The sequence below is a fragment of the Burkholderia sp. RF4-BP95 genome, assembly GCF_001521985.1.
In the GTDB taxonomy this organism is placed as follows: domain Bacteria; phylum Pseudomonadota; class Gammaproteobacteria; order Burkholderiales; family Burkholderiaceae; genus Burkholderia; species Burkholderia diffusa.
Genome location: NZ_LOSX01000026.1, coordinates 176,657 through 194,050, shown reverse-complemented (window position 1 = coordinate 194,050; position 17,394 = coordinate 176,657). Strand labels below are relative to the sequence as shown.

13 protein-coding genes are annotated in these 17,394 nt (G+C 60.2%); 5 read left to right on the top strand and 8 right to left on the bottom strand.

What is annotated here, in order from left to right:
• Positions 1 to 269 precede the first annotated feature (269 nt).
• Positions 270 to 2,693 carry an ATP-binding protein gene (locus tag WS46_RS10945; protein WP_059690530.1) on the top strand — a complete coding sequence of 808 codons (2,424 nt, stop codon included), beginning with the start codon at positions 270 to 272 and terminating at the stop codon, positions 2,691 to 2,693.
• A gap of 2 nt (positions 2,694 to 2,695) precedes the next feature.
• Here the strand turns inward: WS46_RS10945 and WS46_RS10940 are convergent, their stop codons facing one another.
• The 6 genes from WS46_RS10940 to WS46_RS35250 form a co-directional block, all read right to left on the bottom strand.
• Positions 2,696 to 4,852, bottom strand: a complete 2,157-nt coding sequence (locus WS46_RS10940; RefSeq protein ID WP_059690529.1) for an ATP-binding protein — start codon at positions 4,850 to 4,852, stop codon at positions 2,696 to 2,698.
• A gap of 862 nt (positions 4,853 to 5,714) precedes the next feature.
• On the bottom strand, positions 5,715 to 6,452 hold the full coding sequence (locus WS46_RS10935; protein ID WP_059690528.1) for a hypothetical protein: 738 nt from the start codon (positions 6,450 to 6,452) through the stop codon (positions 5,715 to 5,717).
• 178 nt (positions 6,453 to 6,630) lie between these two features.
• Positions 6,631 to 9,306 (bottom strand): TcfC E-set like domain-containing protein, encoded by a 2,676-nt coding sequence (locus WS46_RS10930; RefSeq protein ID WP_082725299.1) that lies wholly within the window; start codon positions 9,304 to 9,306, stop codon positions 6,631 to 6,633.
• A gap of 52 nt (positions 9,307 to 9,358) precedes the next feature.
• Complete coding sequence (locus tag WS46_RS10925) at positions 9,359 to 10,066, bottom strand: fimbria/pilus periplasmic chaperone (RefSeq protein ID WP_059536256.1); 708 nt, start codon at positions 10,064 to 10,066, stop codon at positions 9,359 to 9,361.
• 112 nt (positions 10,067 to 10,178) lie between these two features.
• A complete protein-coding gene (locus WS46_RS10920) occupies positions 10,179 to 10,832 on the bottom strand; it encodes a common pilus major fimbrillin subunit EcpA (RefSeq protein ID WP_059536252.1) in 654 nt (217 codons plus the stop codon).
• A 142-nt stretch (positions 10,833 to 10,974) separates the two neighbouring features.
• Positions 10,975 to 11,427, bottom strand: coding sequence for a hypothetical protein (locus tag WS46_RS35250; protein ID WP_156443120.1), 453 nt, complete (start codon positions 11,425 to 11,427; stop codon positions 10,975 to 10,977).
• A 503-nt stretch (positions 11,428 to 11,930) separates the two neighbouring features.
• Between WS46_RS35250 and WS46_RS10915 the strand changes: the two genes are divergently transcribed.
• Complete coding sequence (locus tag WS46_RS10915) at positions 11,931 to 13,559, top strand: hypothetical protein (protein ID WP_156443119.1); 1,629 nt, start codon at positions 11,931 to 11,933, stop codon at positions 13,557 to 13,559.
• Positions 13,560 to 14,030: 471 nt separating this feature from the next.
• Positions 14,031 to 14,324, top strand: coding sequence for a hypothetical protein (locus tag WS46_RS10910; protein ID WP_156443118.1), 294 nt, complete (start codon positions 14,031 to 14,033; stop codon positions 14,322 to 14,324).
• A gap of 204 nt (positions 14,325 to 14,528) precedes the next feature.
• Here the strand turns inward: WS46_RS10910 and WS46_RS10905 are convergent, their stop codons facing one another.
• On the bottom strand, positions 14,529 to 14,705 hold the full coding sequence (locus tag WS46_RS10905) for a CsbD family protein (RefSeq protein WP_059536240.1): 177 nt from the start codon (positions 14,703 to 14,705) through the stop codon (positions 14,529 to 14,531).
• Between the two features lie 230 nt (positions 14,706 to 14,935).
• Between WS46_RS10905 and WS46_RS33710 the strand changes: the two genes are divergently transcribed.
• A complete protein-coding gene (locus tag WS46_RS33710; protein WP_081053095.1) occupies positions 14,936 to 15,082 on the top strand; it encodes a DUF3096 domain-containing protein in 147 nt (48 codons plus the stop codon).
• Positions 15,083 to 15,895: 813 nt separating this feature from the next.
• On the top strand, positions 15,896 to 16,048 hold the full coding sequence (locus tag WS46_RS36860) for a hypothetical protein (RefSeq protein WP_373557212.1): 153 nt from the start codon (positions 15,896 to 15,898) through the stop codon (positions 16,046 to 16,048).
• Positions 16,049 to 16,151: 103 nt separating this feature from the next.
• On the opposite strand, the gene WS46_RS10895 is transcribed toward WS46_RS36860, so the two are convergent.
• The gene (locus tag WS46_RS10895; protein WP_059690525.1) at positions 16,152 to 17,390 is read right to left on the bottom strand and encodes a S53 family peptidase; all 1,239 of its coding nucleotides are present in this window, start codon (positions 17,388 to 17,390) and stop codon (positions 16,152 to 16,154) included.
• Positions 17,391 to 17,394 lie beyond the last annotated feature (4 nt).

The window sequence follows — 17,394 nt, the reverse complement described above, 5'->3', positions numbered from 1 at the left end:
GTCGCGGGATGCCATCCATGATTATTTCGACTAGCTTACCGGCTTTTGGGGCAATTTTTAACCCTGGCGACCAAATCTGAAGGTGATGTGGCCGCAGTGCCGCATTGCGTTTCCGCAACGCGCGACCTATGATGTCGGTCTCGTTTTACGGTTTTTACCTGCGGCCATCTCAGCGCCCGATACTCGTCTGAGGACCGTCCATGGCAAACCGGCCAACAATCTGGTTGAACAACGTGAGCAAGCTGAGTTTGAAACGATGTGCCGTATTAATGAGCGCACTCGTCTGGCTGACGCCCACGTTCGGATGGGCAAGCAATTCGCCGCAGTTCACAACTGAAGAGAAGGCGTGGATTGCCGCGCATCCGGTGGTGCGCACCACAATCGATCCACACTGGCGCCCATTCGAATTTCGCGACCACGGGAAGGTAGTCGGCATCGTGCCGTCGTACCTCGATGCGATTTCGCGCGTGAGCGGATTGCGCTTCGAGTATGTCGATGGCCTGTCATGGGCGGACTCGCACGACGCCTTGATCTCCGGCAAGATCGATGTGGTGCCCGACGTATCGAAAAGCGCGGATGTGTCGATGTATCGCGACGGCATCATTGTCGGCCGACCGTACTTCGTCGGCACGATGGTCGTGGTCGCGCCTGAGCACCTGAACCTGTTCGTCGATTCCCGCAATCTGGCCGGCAAACGGATCGCGATCAAGGGCAACGGGGGGCTGGAGTATGCGATTCGCCAGAGCGGCCTGCCCGTGACGCTGCTGACCTATGACGACGAACAGGACGCGCTCGCGGCCGTCCTCGACGGCACAGCAGATGTGGCCGTCGGCCCAGACAAGTCAATCCTGCCGTTGCTACGCCGGCAGTTCCTGGGTCAGCTGTTCCTGGCGGGCGGCCTGCCGGAGCGGCCATATGCGCTGGCCCTGGCAACCCGCAGCGACATGCCCGTGCTCGCGTCCATTCTCGATAAGTCGTTGGCCGCGATTCCCGCTCGCACGGGCGAGGAGATTGTGCGCCAATGGATGGAATTGACCGACTACGGCGAACCGACGCTGCGCTCAATCCTTTACTACCGACGCTGGCAGGTCGTTGCGGCCGGCGCCACCGTGTTCGCGCTGGCGGCCATCGCGTTCCTTTCGTGGCGCGCACGCACCGCTGCGGTTCGCAGCGAGCGCGAAAAGGCAATGTTCCTCGCGTTCATCAGCCACGAGATCCGCACGCCGATGCACACGATCCTTTCGTCGCTCGAGCTGCTGCAGCAGTCGCAGCTCACGCCGAAACAGGCGGGCCGAGCGGATGCAGCCGTTGCCGCCTCGGAATCGCTGCTGACGCTGCTCGATGACGTGCTCGAATACTCGCGACTCGAATCGCACAACGTCACACTCACGCCCGAACCAACGCAAATTGACGCGTGGTTGCGGCGCAGCGCCGACATGGTGCGCTGGAGGGTCGACGAGAAAGGACTGAACCTTGCGATTGAACTCGCCTGTCCTGCCGATTTGACCTTGCTGATCGATCAGGTCCGCACGCGGCAGATCGTGCTGAACCTGCTCGTCAATGCAATCAAGTTTACGTCGGAGGGGTCGATCTGGCTGCGTGTCGACTACCTTGAAGGCAAGCCGAACACTGCCGGTTCACTTGTGATCGAGGTCCGCGATACCGGGATCGGCATCCCGCCCGCGCGTCAGAGCCGCATCTTCGAGCCCTATCAGCGCGTCGAGGAGCCGGGCAGCCGTCGCGTGAACGGCAGCGGCCTGGGTCTGTCGATCTGCCGCGAACTGGTTGGGCTCATGAACGGCGTGATTACCGTCAGCAGCAGCCCCGACAAGGGCACGATCTTTACCGTGATCCTGCCTGCGCAACGTACCCCCTGGGTAGCCGGCCGGGATGCGGCCGCGCCGGAGGCCCCGTCACGCGAAGTCGACACGACCGATACCCGGGCTTCCCAGCGAGTCGACGAAGGTCCGATGATTCTGGTCGTCGACGATCACGAAGCCGTTCAACATGCGATCCAGCATCAACTTGATGCGCTCGCGTGCCGTTCGGCCATCGCCGGCAACGGCGCGCAAGCGCTCGATCGGTTCGAGCGTGCTCAGTACGACATGGTGCTGCTCGATTGCGACCTGCCGGACTTCGACGGCTACACGGTCGCACAGCGCATGCGCGCCAGCGAGCAGCAACGCGGGCAGGCGCGCACACCGATTATCGCGATTTCGGCGTCGACGGAAGATGCGCATCGTGAGCGCTGCTTCGACAGCGGCATGGATGGTGTGCTCGGCAAGCCGCTTCGGCTCGAAGCGTTTCGGCAGATGATCGATCTTTGGTGCCCGGCAAGCAAGCTTGGCAGGCATCAGCCGTCTGTCGAACCAACACCCATAGCAGGTCGGGAATTCTCCGAGATCTACCGTCGAAGTATCGACGCGGATCTGGCATCTCTGAGCACCGCGCTCTCGGCCGGCGATGCTGAGAAGGCGCGCTATATGGCGCACAGAATCAAAGGGGCGGCCGCGATTGCCGGGCATGCCGGGACGAGTAACCTGGCAGCCGAACTCGAGCGGATGCTGGAAGCGGTATCCGACGGGATTCCGAGCAATGTCGGCCCGCTTCATGATGATTTGTTGCGCCAGCATCGCGCCGAAACGGCGACACCGGATTCAGGCGAATCGAAGCCCTGCAGCACGCGCGCATAAGCCTATGAGGCTGCCGCCTGATCCAGTGCAATACCCGCATACGCAGGACACCACATGGCGATCATCTGCCGCAATGCTTCGAGCCGCAGCGGCTTGCCGAGCACACCATCCATGCCGCTCTCGAAGCAGCGCACTTTGTGCGCGTCGCCGGTGATTGCCGATATGGCGATGATCGGAACGTGTCGCCCCTTTCCTGCAGACTCGCGTTGACGGATCGCACGTGCGAGCGCGTAGCCATCTACGTCCGGGAGATTGCAATCCAGCAGCACCATGTCGACATGCGTGCGCGCGAGTTGCTGCAACGCGGTCTCCCCCGTGTCAGCGATGATGCCGACGCAGCCAAGCGCTTCACATTGATCCTGCAGCGAGGCCCGGACGGCCTCGTGATCATCGACGATCAGGATGTACGGCACTTCCCGGCATGGTTGGGCGGCGGACGCTGGTGTGCGCACAGGCGTCCAGGCGGTTAACCGGGCCGACGACGTGCGATCCGTGACTGCGACCGGCAGCTTGACCGAGAAGACGGTCTCGACACGCGGTGTACTGCTGACCGTGATCGTTCCCCCCATTAACTCGACGAGTTCACGGCAGATCGCGAGGCCGAGCCCGCTGCCGGCGCCGTCGGAACGTGCGGCGCGATCATTTTGCCAAAACCCATCGAACAGATGCTTGAATTGATCGGCAGCAATGCCGACCCCGGTGTCGCGAACGTCCAGTAGCAGCGTGCTGCTTCGCCCTCGGCGGGTCGTGGCAATTCGAACGCGCAACGTCACGCTGCCGCCGTCCGTGAAGTGAATTGCGTTGACCAGTAGGTTCAGCACGATCTGGCGCACGCGGACCGGATCAATCTCGACATGCAGCGCCGGCGGGATCTCGATGTCCAGCGCCATCGCGATTCCCTTGGGTTCGGCACGCCAGCGCACCATATCGACAGTTTCCCGGGCCCACGACTCGAGTTCGACTACCTGCACGTCGAACGTCACCTTGCTCGACTCGAGGCGGGAGTATTCCAGTATGTCGTCCAGCAGCGTCAACAGCGTTTCCGACGCGGACACGGCCGCATCCACGCGATCGGCCTGTCGTGGCGGCAACCGCGAGCGCCGCAGAAAATCCAGCGACGACAGAACAGTCTGCATCGGCGTTCGGATTTCGTGGCTCACGAACGCGAGGAACATCGCCTTGTCCCGCTTGCTGCGAATCGCCGCCGCGCGGGATTTCCAGGAGAGATAGGCGAACACCGCGAATATCAGCAACGTCGCGGCAATCGCGACCACCTGCGGCGCGCGATAATGCAGGATTGAGCGTAGTGTCGGCTTGCCGTAGTCGCCGAGTTCAACCCAGTCCCGCGTGATCGCAGCGGCTTCGCTCGCCGGAATCGCCGCGAGCGACTTGTCGATGATCGACGCCAGAATCGGCAGATCGGCGCGCGTGAGCATGGCCAGCGACACGGAGCGATCCGCCAGCATGCCGGACATGTAAAGCTGCCCCGGAAATTGCCGGCGAACGAGCGGCAGGATCGTGACGTCGATGCCAAGCGCGGCATCGGCTTCGCCGTTGGCCACCGCGGCAAGTGCGAGTTCCTCGGTGTCGAACGTCAGTACGTCGAGCGCAACACCGCTATGACGAGCAAAGTATTCGACCGCGCCGCGCCCCTTGATCGCGAGGCGTCGGCCTTCGAGCCGCTTCAGACTGAAAACCATCGCGGAATTGTCACGTGTCACGGCAGTCAGCCGACCGACCAGATAAGGCGAACTGACGAGCGCGCCGCTGCCGACACGGTCGGATACCAACTCTCGCCAGACGCCTGGCAGCAAATCCACCTTGCCGGTAGCGAGCGCGTCGTACGCGCGCCCCCATTCCGTCCCGGGCACCGTGTCGAACGTGAGTCCGGTCATTTTCGAAATCGCGTTCAGGTAACCGGCGACAAGACCAGCATGCTGTCCGTTGTGGAGATATTCGAGTGGACTCCAGTTCGCCTCGACTGCTATATGAACGACCGGGTGTGCGTCGATCCATCGCAGCTCTTCATCGGTGAAGACCGGTTTCTGCCAAAGCGTCGACGCAACCGCGCCCGGCAGCGAGACCACGCAGACGGCCAGAAGCAATGCACGACAGAGCGAACACCATTGGGTCCAGCGCGAAGCGTGTATATTTTTCATGATGGATGCAGCTTAGAAATGTGACGACGCTGACGGAATGAATCGCGAGGCGCCGCCGCGTCGCGAACAGAACCTCGACTCATTCGATGCATCACACAAAGCCCGACAATTCGCCTCTCGTTCAAGTGTCGCCGTCGGAATCCCGCAGGATGTCCGTCGGGTCACCACGCTGCTGCCGGTCTCAGGTGTTACGTATGGAAGGCCCTGAGAATGCAACACCTGCATAAAGAAGGCATGAGAGGTGTGTCGCGCACGAACTTGTCAGCGGTCGATCGCGTTGTTGCGCACGTTGTTTGGTCGGAATTCTGTATTACAAATTGATGCTGCAATATAAGACTTGTCCTAAAAATGAAAAGCGCCGTCATCGGCGCCATGACTTCACGAAGGACTGTTAGCAATCAATGAATAACTCTGATCTGCTTTAATAAGTCTGGGCACAAGTGAGGGTTAGTGTTTCGCAGACTGAACCGCTTGGATTTCTTTTGCAGTGCCGAGAATTGGTGTTCGGTTTTTGGCCTTCCCTGTTCTACTGGACACAAGCTCGGAGGCCCCGGCCGCCCACGGCATCGCGCCAGATCATCTACGATGTCAATTGGAAACCGATACACCGAATCAGAAATGCGTCGCGGACCTTACCTACATCTGGGCCGCCGAAGGCTGGCCGTTCGTCGCCGCGGTCATGGTTTTTCACCCTGCCGTATCGTCGATTGGTCGATGAGTGACAGGACGCACGCGAAGACGGCTCCAGACACTTTGCTGATGGCACCCTGGCGACTCGGCCCGCCGAACTTATACAACGTCGCTTTTCACCGCGGCATTGTCCTCAGGAGTCGCCTCGATGGCTGATGTCAAAGGCCGGCGCTCACTGCTCGACTTCGTTAGGTTTAGCTCGAGCATCGTATTGCGGGCCAGTGAACCCGTCCGGGAGAACAGTGGAAGGCCGATTTGCGAATGAGACGACACGGTCAAATTGATTCACCGGCACCACTTTTACTTCATGCGTGTCCGTCCCGTTTGCCAAGACGACCCTGACTGGGCTGCCAACTGGACTCAGCCCGACCAGATCGAGCGATTCGCCAGGCGACAAATAGCGGTCCCGCATGCAAACGGTCGAAAGCGTACATTCGCCATGCGCGGTTGCTAGCATGACCGTGTTTCCTGTATTAACGAATGCCGTCCCGTCGACCCGATAAGCCTGCCTTGGCGACCTGGGCTGCACGACTAGAATTGTCTGCAACTCCAGACGCGGTTTCACCTTGACTGCATCCGTATCGATCGAAACAGCGCGCTCCTCCCGGAACGTTACGCGAAAATAGCGTGGCGAGTCGTCACTGACACCTTTGAAATAGAGACGCAACCAGCCACTCATGTTCGGGCGCAACACGAGTTGCTTCGGCGCGTACATCAAGTCGCCGCCTTTGGGCTTCCAGGTCGCGACGTCGCCATACGGTGGAGCGCTTTCCTCCACTGACACGCCGTACACGCGCGTCTGGTCGCTGTCGTTCACGACCTCGCGAACGAGATAGTCTTTCCCGGACCCCATGAAATAGGTCATGTCGCCAACGGACAATGCCTGCGCGGTGCAGGACCAGGCCAACATCACGAACGCTGCGAATTGCCTCAATCGATTCCTCACTGGTTACTGGTCCGCGCATGCGCATCTCACCCGCTTCAATTCAGCCAGTCGGCCCGGCATCGCGCGTTACCCGACAAAAATGGATGCGCGACCGACTACGTCGGCCGCGCACATGAACATACCTCCTTCTTTTGCTTCGGCATCAGCCTTCGCGGCGCCGAACTGGACCCGCATCGGCCACGCTTTTTGGTTTGCATTCGACCTGATCAACCCAGAGCGCGCCTTGCGCCTTGCTGAGGTCAACGTCGATCTCACACGTTCCGCCGGCATCGGTCTCGTATTGAATGACCGGATAGGCGGTATCGACGTCGATCACGAAACCGCCGTCGGCCGCGGTCGTAGCCTTGCCGATGTGGTTGCGAATTTCCGTGTTCGGCTTCACCAAGCCGTTTTCGGTCAGCACGCCGAACACCGTTACCAGCCGGCGGACCTTCGGCGTCATCGACGCGACGTTGCCGGGATACAGCACGAGCTTAGCGTCGCCTTCCTGGATATCGAAATTTTCCGGCGTGTCACGACGCGTGCGAATCTTCACGCGGTGTTCGCGGTATCCCGTCAGAGGAACGAACGTGGAACGCGAATCGAGCGCCAATGCCCCGTTCGTGGACACCATCTCGAGGTTGCCGCGTGCCGACTTGTCCACACCGACGATCACACCGCTTTCGCCCTTCTTGCTGTTGAACCCGATGCCGCGCATGTTCCACCCGACACTGCCCTGCATCGCGGCCGTGCCGCTGGCGTCGCCTGTGTCGTCGATGTTCACGTTGCCCTGCCAGCCGAACCAGCGGTTGTGGCCCTGCGCGCCCAGATGCGCCTGGGTGCTCGTCGGGTTGCCATAATCGCTCGACAGTGAACGCGAGCGGTTGACCCCTGCCGACAGATAGTCGACGCCAGCAATACGCTCCGGCCGCCAGCCGACGTGCGCACCGATCTGCTCGGTATCGAGCGAGCGCGAATAGTCGATGCCCGCGTCGCCGAACGAGAACGTCGCATTCAGGCCGACGTAGAACGCGTTGTTCCATTTACGGCCCATGCCGCCGGTATTCCTGCTGAACATCTGGCCGCCATTGAGCATCACGCGCATCCATTTGTTCGCGTAAATGTCCTGGCTCCAGTCGATTCGATAGTCCTGACCGCCGCCTTGGTATACGCTACCGCTCACGTTGAGCGTCGCGTTGTTGGCCCAACCGAACATTCGCGAAACACTAACGTTCGAGCCGAAACTCAGTGTGCGCTGATTGTATACGCCGTTCTTCGCGGTGCTGCCGGTCGTCAACATGTAGTTCGCCCATGCGCCGACCGGCCCAATGTTAGCCGCGGCATTCGCATTCAGGCGCAATCCGCCGTCGCTCGTCGCTCCCGTGTCGATGCCGACGTTACCGTACTTGAAACTCCGCTGATAACGCAGTTCGGCGGCGGCCAGGCCGTCAAAATAATAGGCACTACCGTGAAACGTACCGAGCCGAGTCGCCATCTTGCCGCTCGCGCCGACTAGCTGCCGGCTGATCGAACCACGTCCCCCGACGTTGTTCGCAACATACTGGCCGACATAGAACTGATACTGCGTGTCCGCACCCGTACCGCCGTTACTCGGCTTGTAAACCTGCTCATTCCGGGACGACACCACGCGACCGTTGACAACGACGTCCACGCGAATCGGATAACTCCCGACTGGCAACTGACGCGTATCGATTTCCTGGTTGCCGAGGGGAAGATGCTGAACGTTGATCAGCTTGCCGTCGCGGTGGATCTGCACTTCGCCCGATGCGGGCATGAACGCGAAGATCGGCGTGCGCGCCAGCGAGCCGTCGTTCAACTCCGAGCGGCTCGCGGTGCCCGCGCTGACGCCAAGGAAGCGCCCGCCCGGAAGGAACGTCGTCTGTCCCAGCGCGTTCATCGACCAAGTGCTCAGATAGCCGGCCGTGATCGCTACACCGCGGTAGTCACGTTCCAGCCGCGCTTCATACAGGTTGAAATCGTCGCCGCTGCGAATGTCGCCTTCAACATACGCGTGATTGACACCAATAGCACTGACCGACTGCACGTGGAGGTAGCCGTTCGCATCGGCACTGGCGTTCTTCACGACCGACATGTCGTAGTTCAGCACACCACTCGGATGCTTCTCGGTACTGTCGGGCAGCATATGCAGGCGCGGCGCGCCTTCGCTTGCATAGGCATCCCTCGGCAGTTCCGCGACCAGTTCGAACGTCCGCAGATTGAATTCCAGCTCGACGTCCGATGCGTCCTCGCGTGCGGTCGACGTTTCCGCGACCACGCGCAGCGGCTTACCGTAGTGATCCGCAACCCTCTGCTTCGCGGCATCCGTGATGGCGATCTTCGCGAGGTTGAAGTCGACCAGCGTCAGCGTGCGACCATCGTACTTGACGGTCGCACGGCCCGCTTCCTCCGAACCGCTGTCGGTCTTGAGCCGCACGGGCACTTCGACACCCTGCTCGAGTGCGCCGAGCAGGTTGTCAGGGAAAGTGTACTGACCGGCAGCCAATGTGCCATCGGCATGTGTACCATCCGCAGGATCAGGCGCGTACTCGGCATTCTCCGGATGCAACAAGCGAGCGTCGCTGCCCGGTTCCGTGTTCGACTCAGGCACGGACGCCGATGCGTGTTCCGAGGCCGTGATCGCGTCGACGTTGACGGCGTGTGCAGACGCGTAGCGACGCCGGTCAGCGTCGGGATTCTCGACTTCCCGCGCGCCCCGATCGAACATCACCGAATGATCCGCCGCAAGCACAGCCGACGACACCCATCCTCCCGCTAGGGATATGGCGACGTTAAGCGCTGTCATTGTCGACTTTTTCATTCGCAGTCCAAATTGAATCTCTGTTGAGTCACGTAACGAAACCGTGATTTGCTTACTTTGCTACGACCTTCGACGGCGCAGCATTCATCGGAAAATACTGGTATTCGCTGCCTTTCCAGACGCCAATACCTTGAAGGGATACGAGGCCCTTTTCCTTGCGCATGTCTCCCGACTCACCCGGAAGCAGGAAAGTGGATCGGCTGCACGCCTTCGGTTCAGTCGCTCCCTTTTCTTCGCACTTCCCCGTGGCCGTGACATGGACGAAGGTATTTCCGATGTTCTTCACGCGCCCATTGCCGTCGTTTTCGAATTTGAAGTGGATCGTGCGTGGGCGAACGACGAGGATCGAGCTCAACCGAATGCGCTGCTTTGCGGATAAGCTGACACCATCACTGATGTTCGCTTGCGACGACACGGCTTGTTCAACGAACGACAACTGGTAGTAACGCTCCTTGTCGTCACGCTTGCCCTGGTAGTAGATTTTGACGTCCGCCGTTCGATGCGGCGGTAGAAACACCGTCGCGGGCGAGATGAGTACATCTTTTTTCTGCTCCTGCAGCACCGTCAATTGCCGCGGATTGGTAATCTCCTGGACTTCCGTCGACACGAATTTGGCTATCGAGTCGTCGTTCTTGATCTGCTTGACGACGTAGAACTCGTTTTCCTGCATTTCGGTCGTCAACGATCCGATGCCGATCGCCGATGCGTGCTGCGCGCCCATCAGCGCGGCCGCCAGCGCCAAAAGTTTGAGTGGCTTCATCGTGTCCTCCGAAAGAAAAGAAAAAGAAAATGCCGGACCCCTGGACCCCGAGATCCGGCATTGCCGGAGTCAAGCCTGCTTCGACCGAATCTATGCAGGCATTCGGCGAAACTTACGCGCTCGGCGTTTCCCAGCTCGCGACGAAACGCACTTCGACGTCGCCGTTGTATCGGCCATCGGAGACGCCCGACAGACCCGCGCCAGTCAGAGGGTTGCCGTCCTTGTCGGTGCCTTCCGCGATCGAGAATTTCACCGGCACGCCATTCGCCTGGTGGTACGAACCGTTCGGCGTCTTGTTCGGGCCGACCTTTGCCAGATTCATGTTCTGCAGGCCATTTGCCGCGATCGACGGCGCCGCGTCACCGCCCGTGCCCGACAGGATGTCGGTGAGGTTTTGGCTCAGCTCGATGCCGCCGAGATCGACGCCGACCTTCAGCGAATCCTTCACACCACCAGCAACGGCATTCAACGTGTTCTGCGTGAGTTGCGCCTGGATCTTGTAGCCCGTGCCGCCTTCATAACCCGCCGCGAGAACGGTCAGCGTGCGGTCCTGCGTCGAGAATGCTTCGCTCGACGGGTTCCACTCGAAATCGAGCGTCGTGCTACCTTCCGCGAAGACGCTCAGCGTCACGTCGGACTTCTTAACAACCGATGCCGTCCACTTCACCCGGGCTTCTTCCGGGCCCACGGTCGCGGCGATGGCCGGAACCGCGAACGCGACTGCGAGTGCGGATGCCACTGCGAGGCGGATTGCAGTTTTCTTCATATCGATCTCTCAAAGGGTTTCATCAATTGACTTGGAATGACCGGACGACAGCCCCATACCCGGGGATATGCTTCTGGACCACCTGTCCTACCAACCGCCGATTCAATGGATTTGCCAGATCACGGCGGCGAAACAAATTATTTCAAATGAAAGGTAAATGAAATATAAGAATCGGCCTAAAAAGTCCTTGATCCGCTTCGAGCGGGCACGGGTTCACTCCGTAGAGCGCCCGTGCTGATGAGTGACGGTCGCGCCCAAGCGCATTGATCTGCGCGAGGAGAAGATCAGCGCAAGAAGGTTTGCCGAGGACGAGATGGGTTGGACGCGCAGGTCCGGTGGGCGCGCCGAAACCGAAGACAACGCGCATCACGACCACAATTGCCGGTGCGTTTCGCGGCGCACCTGCGATGCACTGCCCAATCACGTCTGCTTGAGTTCTCACATGCGCTGAATGGGCCATACCGCGATTGGTTCGATACATCTTGACCGGTCCAACCATGCGTCGCGCGAGCGCAGACAAGATGCCGGCATGCAGCGTGAGGTCCGCGGCGTGTCCGCCGTTTCGGCGGATCGTTAAGCGAGCAGAGATGCCCATCGCCGACTATCGCCGGCGCGGGGCATTAAACAACGGCCGGCCAGCTCACTTCCGGGCGCGAACGAACGCGACGCGGCAGTCCGCGCGAGAACATCCACACCGCCCTCGCGCTCGATCGCGGACGGATACATCTTGACAGGCGCCCCAGCAGAGTGACCGCAGTAGGTATACACCTCGTGCATTCCCTGTCAAAGAGACATCGGCGATCGCAGAGACCTCCCGAGCCTCCACCGGCAAGCCGTGTGGGAATTGCCCGGATATCTGCGCTGCGGGATGCATTTAGGACGGTTCTCATATTCTGATCGCGCGGCCCTCCATTAGCATACGAAAGCCATCTTGCGTGTGACTAACGGAACGACTCGGTTATCCGGTCCTCATTGCAGCCCCCTCCGCTCCATCGCTCAATGTCGAGCATGCGTTGCGCGTCGACCTGAATCCGGAATGGCGGCCGAAAAGTCATATGCACCCCACCGACTGCGTCTATTCCTCGCCTCACCATTGAAATGTCAAATCTCAAACCACTTTTTCTACGCGCCGGGATTCGCCTTTGCCTGAGCGGCGTGCTGGCGCTCGGCCATGCTGTCACTGCCCATGCTGCGGCCGATGACCCGCTTGCCATTACGTGCAGCCGTGCTCCCACGACTTCCAGTCATTCCTATGCGCCAATAGTGATTGAGATGGGCGATTATCTTTATTTGCCCGACATTCCCGCTGGCACCACGGGCGCACTCGTTGGGCGCATTCACAAGTCGAATCCCCAACTGACGCAGTTGGCCATCATCTTCAAGGAGGCTACCACTTGGGACTATTTCCCGGACGTCGCCGTCAGCGCATGGGTGTCGGCGGGCGGTGCATCGCGCTCGATCGTTGTTCCGGATAGCCAGGATGTGCGCTTCCCCAACCTTCCCTTTTCCGCCAAGAGCGCACAGAATCGTGTCGGCGCGGACTACATCGTCAACGGCATGCAAATCGCGTCAATTTTTATGTTTACGCAGCAAACCGCGAACTCGCTGGGGCAGTTCGTTCGCGGGCCGGGTACTCAAGTGCAGGATCCGGTCGCCAGAAAGATGGTAGCGGACGCCTTTCTAAACCAGTCACCGATGACGTTCGGTGCGCGTATGTTCTACTCCCCCCTTCTCGATGGAGATCGTGGTAAGCAGCTTGCTGATTGGTGGGTAAAAGGAGATTCCTGGAGCCTTTGTGGATACGCCAACGAGTACGTTTATGGAACGACGGTGACGCCGAGCGCCAGCAATATGTTCAAGCTGTCACCGATCAGCGGCACCATCAGCGTGTCGAATGGCAAAATGCTCGTATCGGTTCCACCCGTCTGCCGTATCACGGACGGCAACATGGAGTGCCCGATATCCACCAACGCCACGGCCACGATGGAGAACGTATCATTCGTCGTTCCACCTTCTCAGCAGTCCGACATATGGTTCATGACGGCAAGCGGGCAGAAGGTATCAAAGGTCACTGCGACTGCCTTGGGCACATCGAAGTTGGTGGTATCGGCGAATCTGCTGGATTCGCTGCTGGGCGACGCCGAGACGAAACCGCTCGACGATGCCATCGGCGCGATCGTGCAGACTACCGGTGGAACGGCCGTCGACATGCAAGTGTCCTTTTTCGATAACACGGAACTGAAACGTCTTACATTCGGCGTCGCGATCGACGAGCGCGACCCCGCTGCGATGGGCAAATATTCCGGTTCGATCGGCCAGGATCCCGAGATCGTCGTGCCGCTCACGATCCGGCAGTACGGCGCGTCGAAGGCGACGAAAGTGTCGGTAGACGTGCTCGCGCCCAGTGTGCAAACCGCAGACGGGCCACGTTGCAAATTCGTCGACCAAAGCGGGGCAACCGTGGTTGCAGTGCCGTCAATCGTCCGCTTTTATGACGGCACCGGGCTCGACGATCGCCCGGACAATTGCGCCGGTACGGTGTATGACGTCGCCACGCTAAAGTGGCGCGAGACCCTCGGCGGCGCATTCGCGTACGAGGGGGCCCTCGATATGGACCTGCGCTTCCCGCTCGATCCAAAGCAACTGGCGACCGACACGACAGGTACGCCCTGGTTTGGTACCGTTTCGGCCAGCGGCGAAGTGCGTGTCCGTGCTGATTGGCTCTGAGCGACTGCGGCCTTGGCAGTGCTCCGCACGCTAATGTTTGACATTGCGCAAGTAAATCCTTCGATTCCGCACCGCTTCGCCAGCACGGTGAGTGACGGTTTCGTCTGCGACTGTCTCAGGCCCCCAACGGCGATCGATATGCGGCGCTGCAACCGCATGACCGGCTTCCGATCCTGACGCCCGATCGCCGTCTGGAGCACCTCGCAATTTGATTCTGCCAAGTTAAATCTTTCGTAGATGTGCTAATTTTTCACCACACGTCAAGATCCTGTCAGATTTGAAGCCGTCTAATCGAATAGCAGTCGTCCCTTTCTTGAAAAATCCGGACGCGTCGCGCGGTTTGCACCAGCGCTCGAGCCTGTCATTGTCCATCTTTAACTTTTTTTCAGACATATCTGATTGTTCCGATCAGTCGATTCCACGACGATAGGTTCGCGTGGGAGGCGTCGGTCCGGTAACCCGACTTCTTCCGTGCGAACCATTCACTCAGATTTTTTGGGACCGTTCAGAACAATGAAAAAAATAACCCTGTCTCTTCTCTTGATGGCGCTCACCGCGCCCGCCTTCGCAGGCCAATGCAATAGCTACGGCTATCAAAAGAAGCTGCACAGACTTGAAGTCAAAGCCGAAATCGCGAGCAGATACGGCGACAGGATCAAGGCGCAGAAGCTCCGGGAAAAGCGCCAGTATTTGATGTCCCGTTGTCAGCTGACGCACACCCTTGGCGGAGCGGCCGCGAACTACGCGCCGTACCAATATCATTAATTTTCCGTAAGCGAGGGCGCGCAGTGTCCGGATAAATTCGCCGTCCCCGCTGGGAAGTACGCAGGCCCTCGATCACGAGGGCCTAGCGCTTACAAAACACAACGCCGGTCGCAATCAGAGCAAATTCGCTCATCTGCGGATTTCCCCACGAAGTCTGAACGTCGACGTGCGCGGCCGCCAGTTCGGTGTCTTCCACGTCGGGCTCTACTGCCGCTTCTTGAATCGCTCCTTTGCATCGCCGAATGATGCTTGTGTCTTGCCGACGATCTGTTCGGCCTTGCCCGTCAGTCTGCTTGTTCGATTTCCCACGACCCTGCCAACCATCTCCTTCAGTTTTCCCTTTGCTTCCGTGATGCGACCTCTTATCTGATCCTTGTTCATGACATTGCTCCTTGAAACCGACGAATGCTCGAGCTGCGGCCCGGCACGCCAAGTGGAATCGCAATGAAGTCGGTCCAGGCACGGCGATTGCGCGGGTCGAAGCGTTCGCGCTTGTGGACAACAGCGAGTTGATGGCCGAAAGCTTGACGCTCGCCAGGCTCGCGTCTCTGTAACGGGTGCCGGAGGCAAAGCAGGCTGCGGCCACTCGTTTTCAATCTTGCGGAGGAAGCATGAACACGCTCACTAGCGCCGGCCCGCTGGTTTCACTGATCGCCGGCATTCTCATCCTCGTGGTGCCCCGCCTCCTGAATTACATCGTTGCGCTCTACCTGATCGTCATCGGGCTGCTCGGCCTGTTCGGAGGACGTCTCCATTGAATGGATATGACCACGAGATAGCCGTTCACGAACGCGCATCAGTTACGTCGTGGTGCCATGCGTGGGTCCGGTGGTGGCGAACACCGCCAGTGCAATGAGCAATACATATACCGGCTGCATGTGGGTGAGTGAATGATCGATCAACGACATCGCGCGTCTTCCTTGATGAGATGACTCTCCTCCCCTGCGCCGGCCGCATGATGCGGGGGCCGTGATACCGCAGGGCCGATCCTCTCGCAATGCGGTGAAGGGGCCTCCCCTTCGGATGCGAAGCGATATTCGACCCGACATCGGCGGAAGGGGATGGGTAATTTTCACTCTCTTGGTCACACATCGAGTCCCGCTACGTCAGACTTTTACCGCTTTTCCTCCGTTTTCATTTCAATTCAATGTAAGTGTTGCTTTGTCGGACCTGAACGCACATCCCGATGGCATTGTGAATCGCGTCCGCGTGCACTTTCGCTTCCGCCTCTCGCCATCATGATATGCATTCCTTCACATTATTAGACATGTCGTGCCGTGCAGCGATGATGACATCGCGCGTTCGATCATCGGATCGGCACGGCTGACAAGAGACGCGGACCGCGTGATCGCAATAGCGATCGAAGCATCCGCCGCTCCGTATGGGAACGAATCGTGCTCGTTGTCAGGCACTGAATGGAGGACAGCACGATGAAGCCCATGACACTCTCAAACCGCCGAATTCTGGCGACACTCGTGGCAGGCAGCGCACTCGTCGCGGCCAGCGCGGCCTTCGCGCAAGTCTACGTTGAACCGCCACCGCGGTACGAAGAGCCCGCCCCGGCGCCGGGTGTGTCGATCACAATCGGCATGCACGGCGACCGCTACTGGGACGGCCATCGCTACTGGGAGCACGACGCGTGGATGCATCGTCATCCGCGTGAACACGACCCGTGGCGGGAGCACGAGCGCGAGCGCATGCGCGAACACGACTATCGTGAATAGTGCAGACTCGCCGCGAGATACCAGGAGAACCGCTCCTGCTCAACAGTCTCGTACGTGGCGCACGGGCCGTGCCATATTTATTCGGAGCACGAACATATATACGTCAAGGCGCAGCCATAAGCGCCTGGATCAGATTGGCGGCGATCGGGCGCCCGAGGCCGGTCACGTAGTCGTACCCGACCGCCGTGGTACAAAGCGTGCCGCATGTGCCGTTCGATCCGCTGACGATATCGCGGAAGTTCGCCACGTAGGCACTCGACGCGAGTCCGTAAAGCACGCTCTGAATCGCGCTCACCGCGTTCAGCGTCGTCTTGCCGCGCGCGATGCGCAAGCTGTTTGCGATCGCGACCAAAGCGGACCATTGCGGTGCGCCCGCGCTCGTTCCGCCGACGACGAACCAGCCGCGTTGCCCCGCATAGCCGTACGAATCGTAGACCGCGAAGCCTGACGCCGGGTCGCTGTCGTAAGCGACGTCGGGCACGCCGCGCAGCCCGAGGGTGTCCGATGGCATCCCGAAGTTCGACTGATACGTCGGCTCCGGCTCGACGGCGCTCTGTCCGCCGCCGCTTCCGGCCCACGCCGTTTCGCCGGCGTAGGCACCGCTTGCATCGATCGCGATCGACGTGCCGCCGACGCTCAACACGTACGGCGACGCGGCCGGGTAGTCGACGCCATTGCCGCCGTCGCCGGACGCGGCGACGAACGACACGCCGTTCGCGCTGGCGAGCTGCCCGTCGTATTGCGTCTCGGCCAGAAATTCGGCGGTCCCCCAGCTGATCGACACGACCTTCGCGCCGACGCCGCCCGGCGCAGGACGCGTCGCGAGCGCGATTGCGCTCATCAGGTCGTCCAGCGAACTCGATGCGGCTTCGACCAGCACGATCCGCGCATTCGGTGCGATCGCGTGCGCCCACTGCACATCCAGCGAACTCTCGAGCGCCCACAGCGCATCGGGCGGAGGCGGCCGCTTGTCCGGCGTCGCGTATACCTTCGTGAAACAGCGCGGTGACGCGCACGGCGACAACCCGAACGTACTGCTAAATAATCGCAGATCCGCTTCGACATTCGGATTGTCGTATGCATCGACGATCGCGATGACCTGATCGTCGCCACCATAGCCGCGCGCCGGCAATTGATCGAACCCGTAGAAACGGCGGATCTGCTGCGGCGACAGGCCGACCGGGTTCCGCTTCGCGGATCCGTGCAGATGGAGCGGCGGTCGTGCAAACGCGCGCGGCGCTCGCGACGCGGACTGCGCGAACGACACACCGAGCGTGAGCGCGACGCTCGCCGATACGACGACGAGCGTGCGCAACACACGCGTGAACGAAGCTCGCTTCATGATG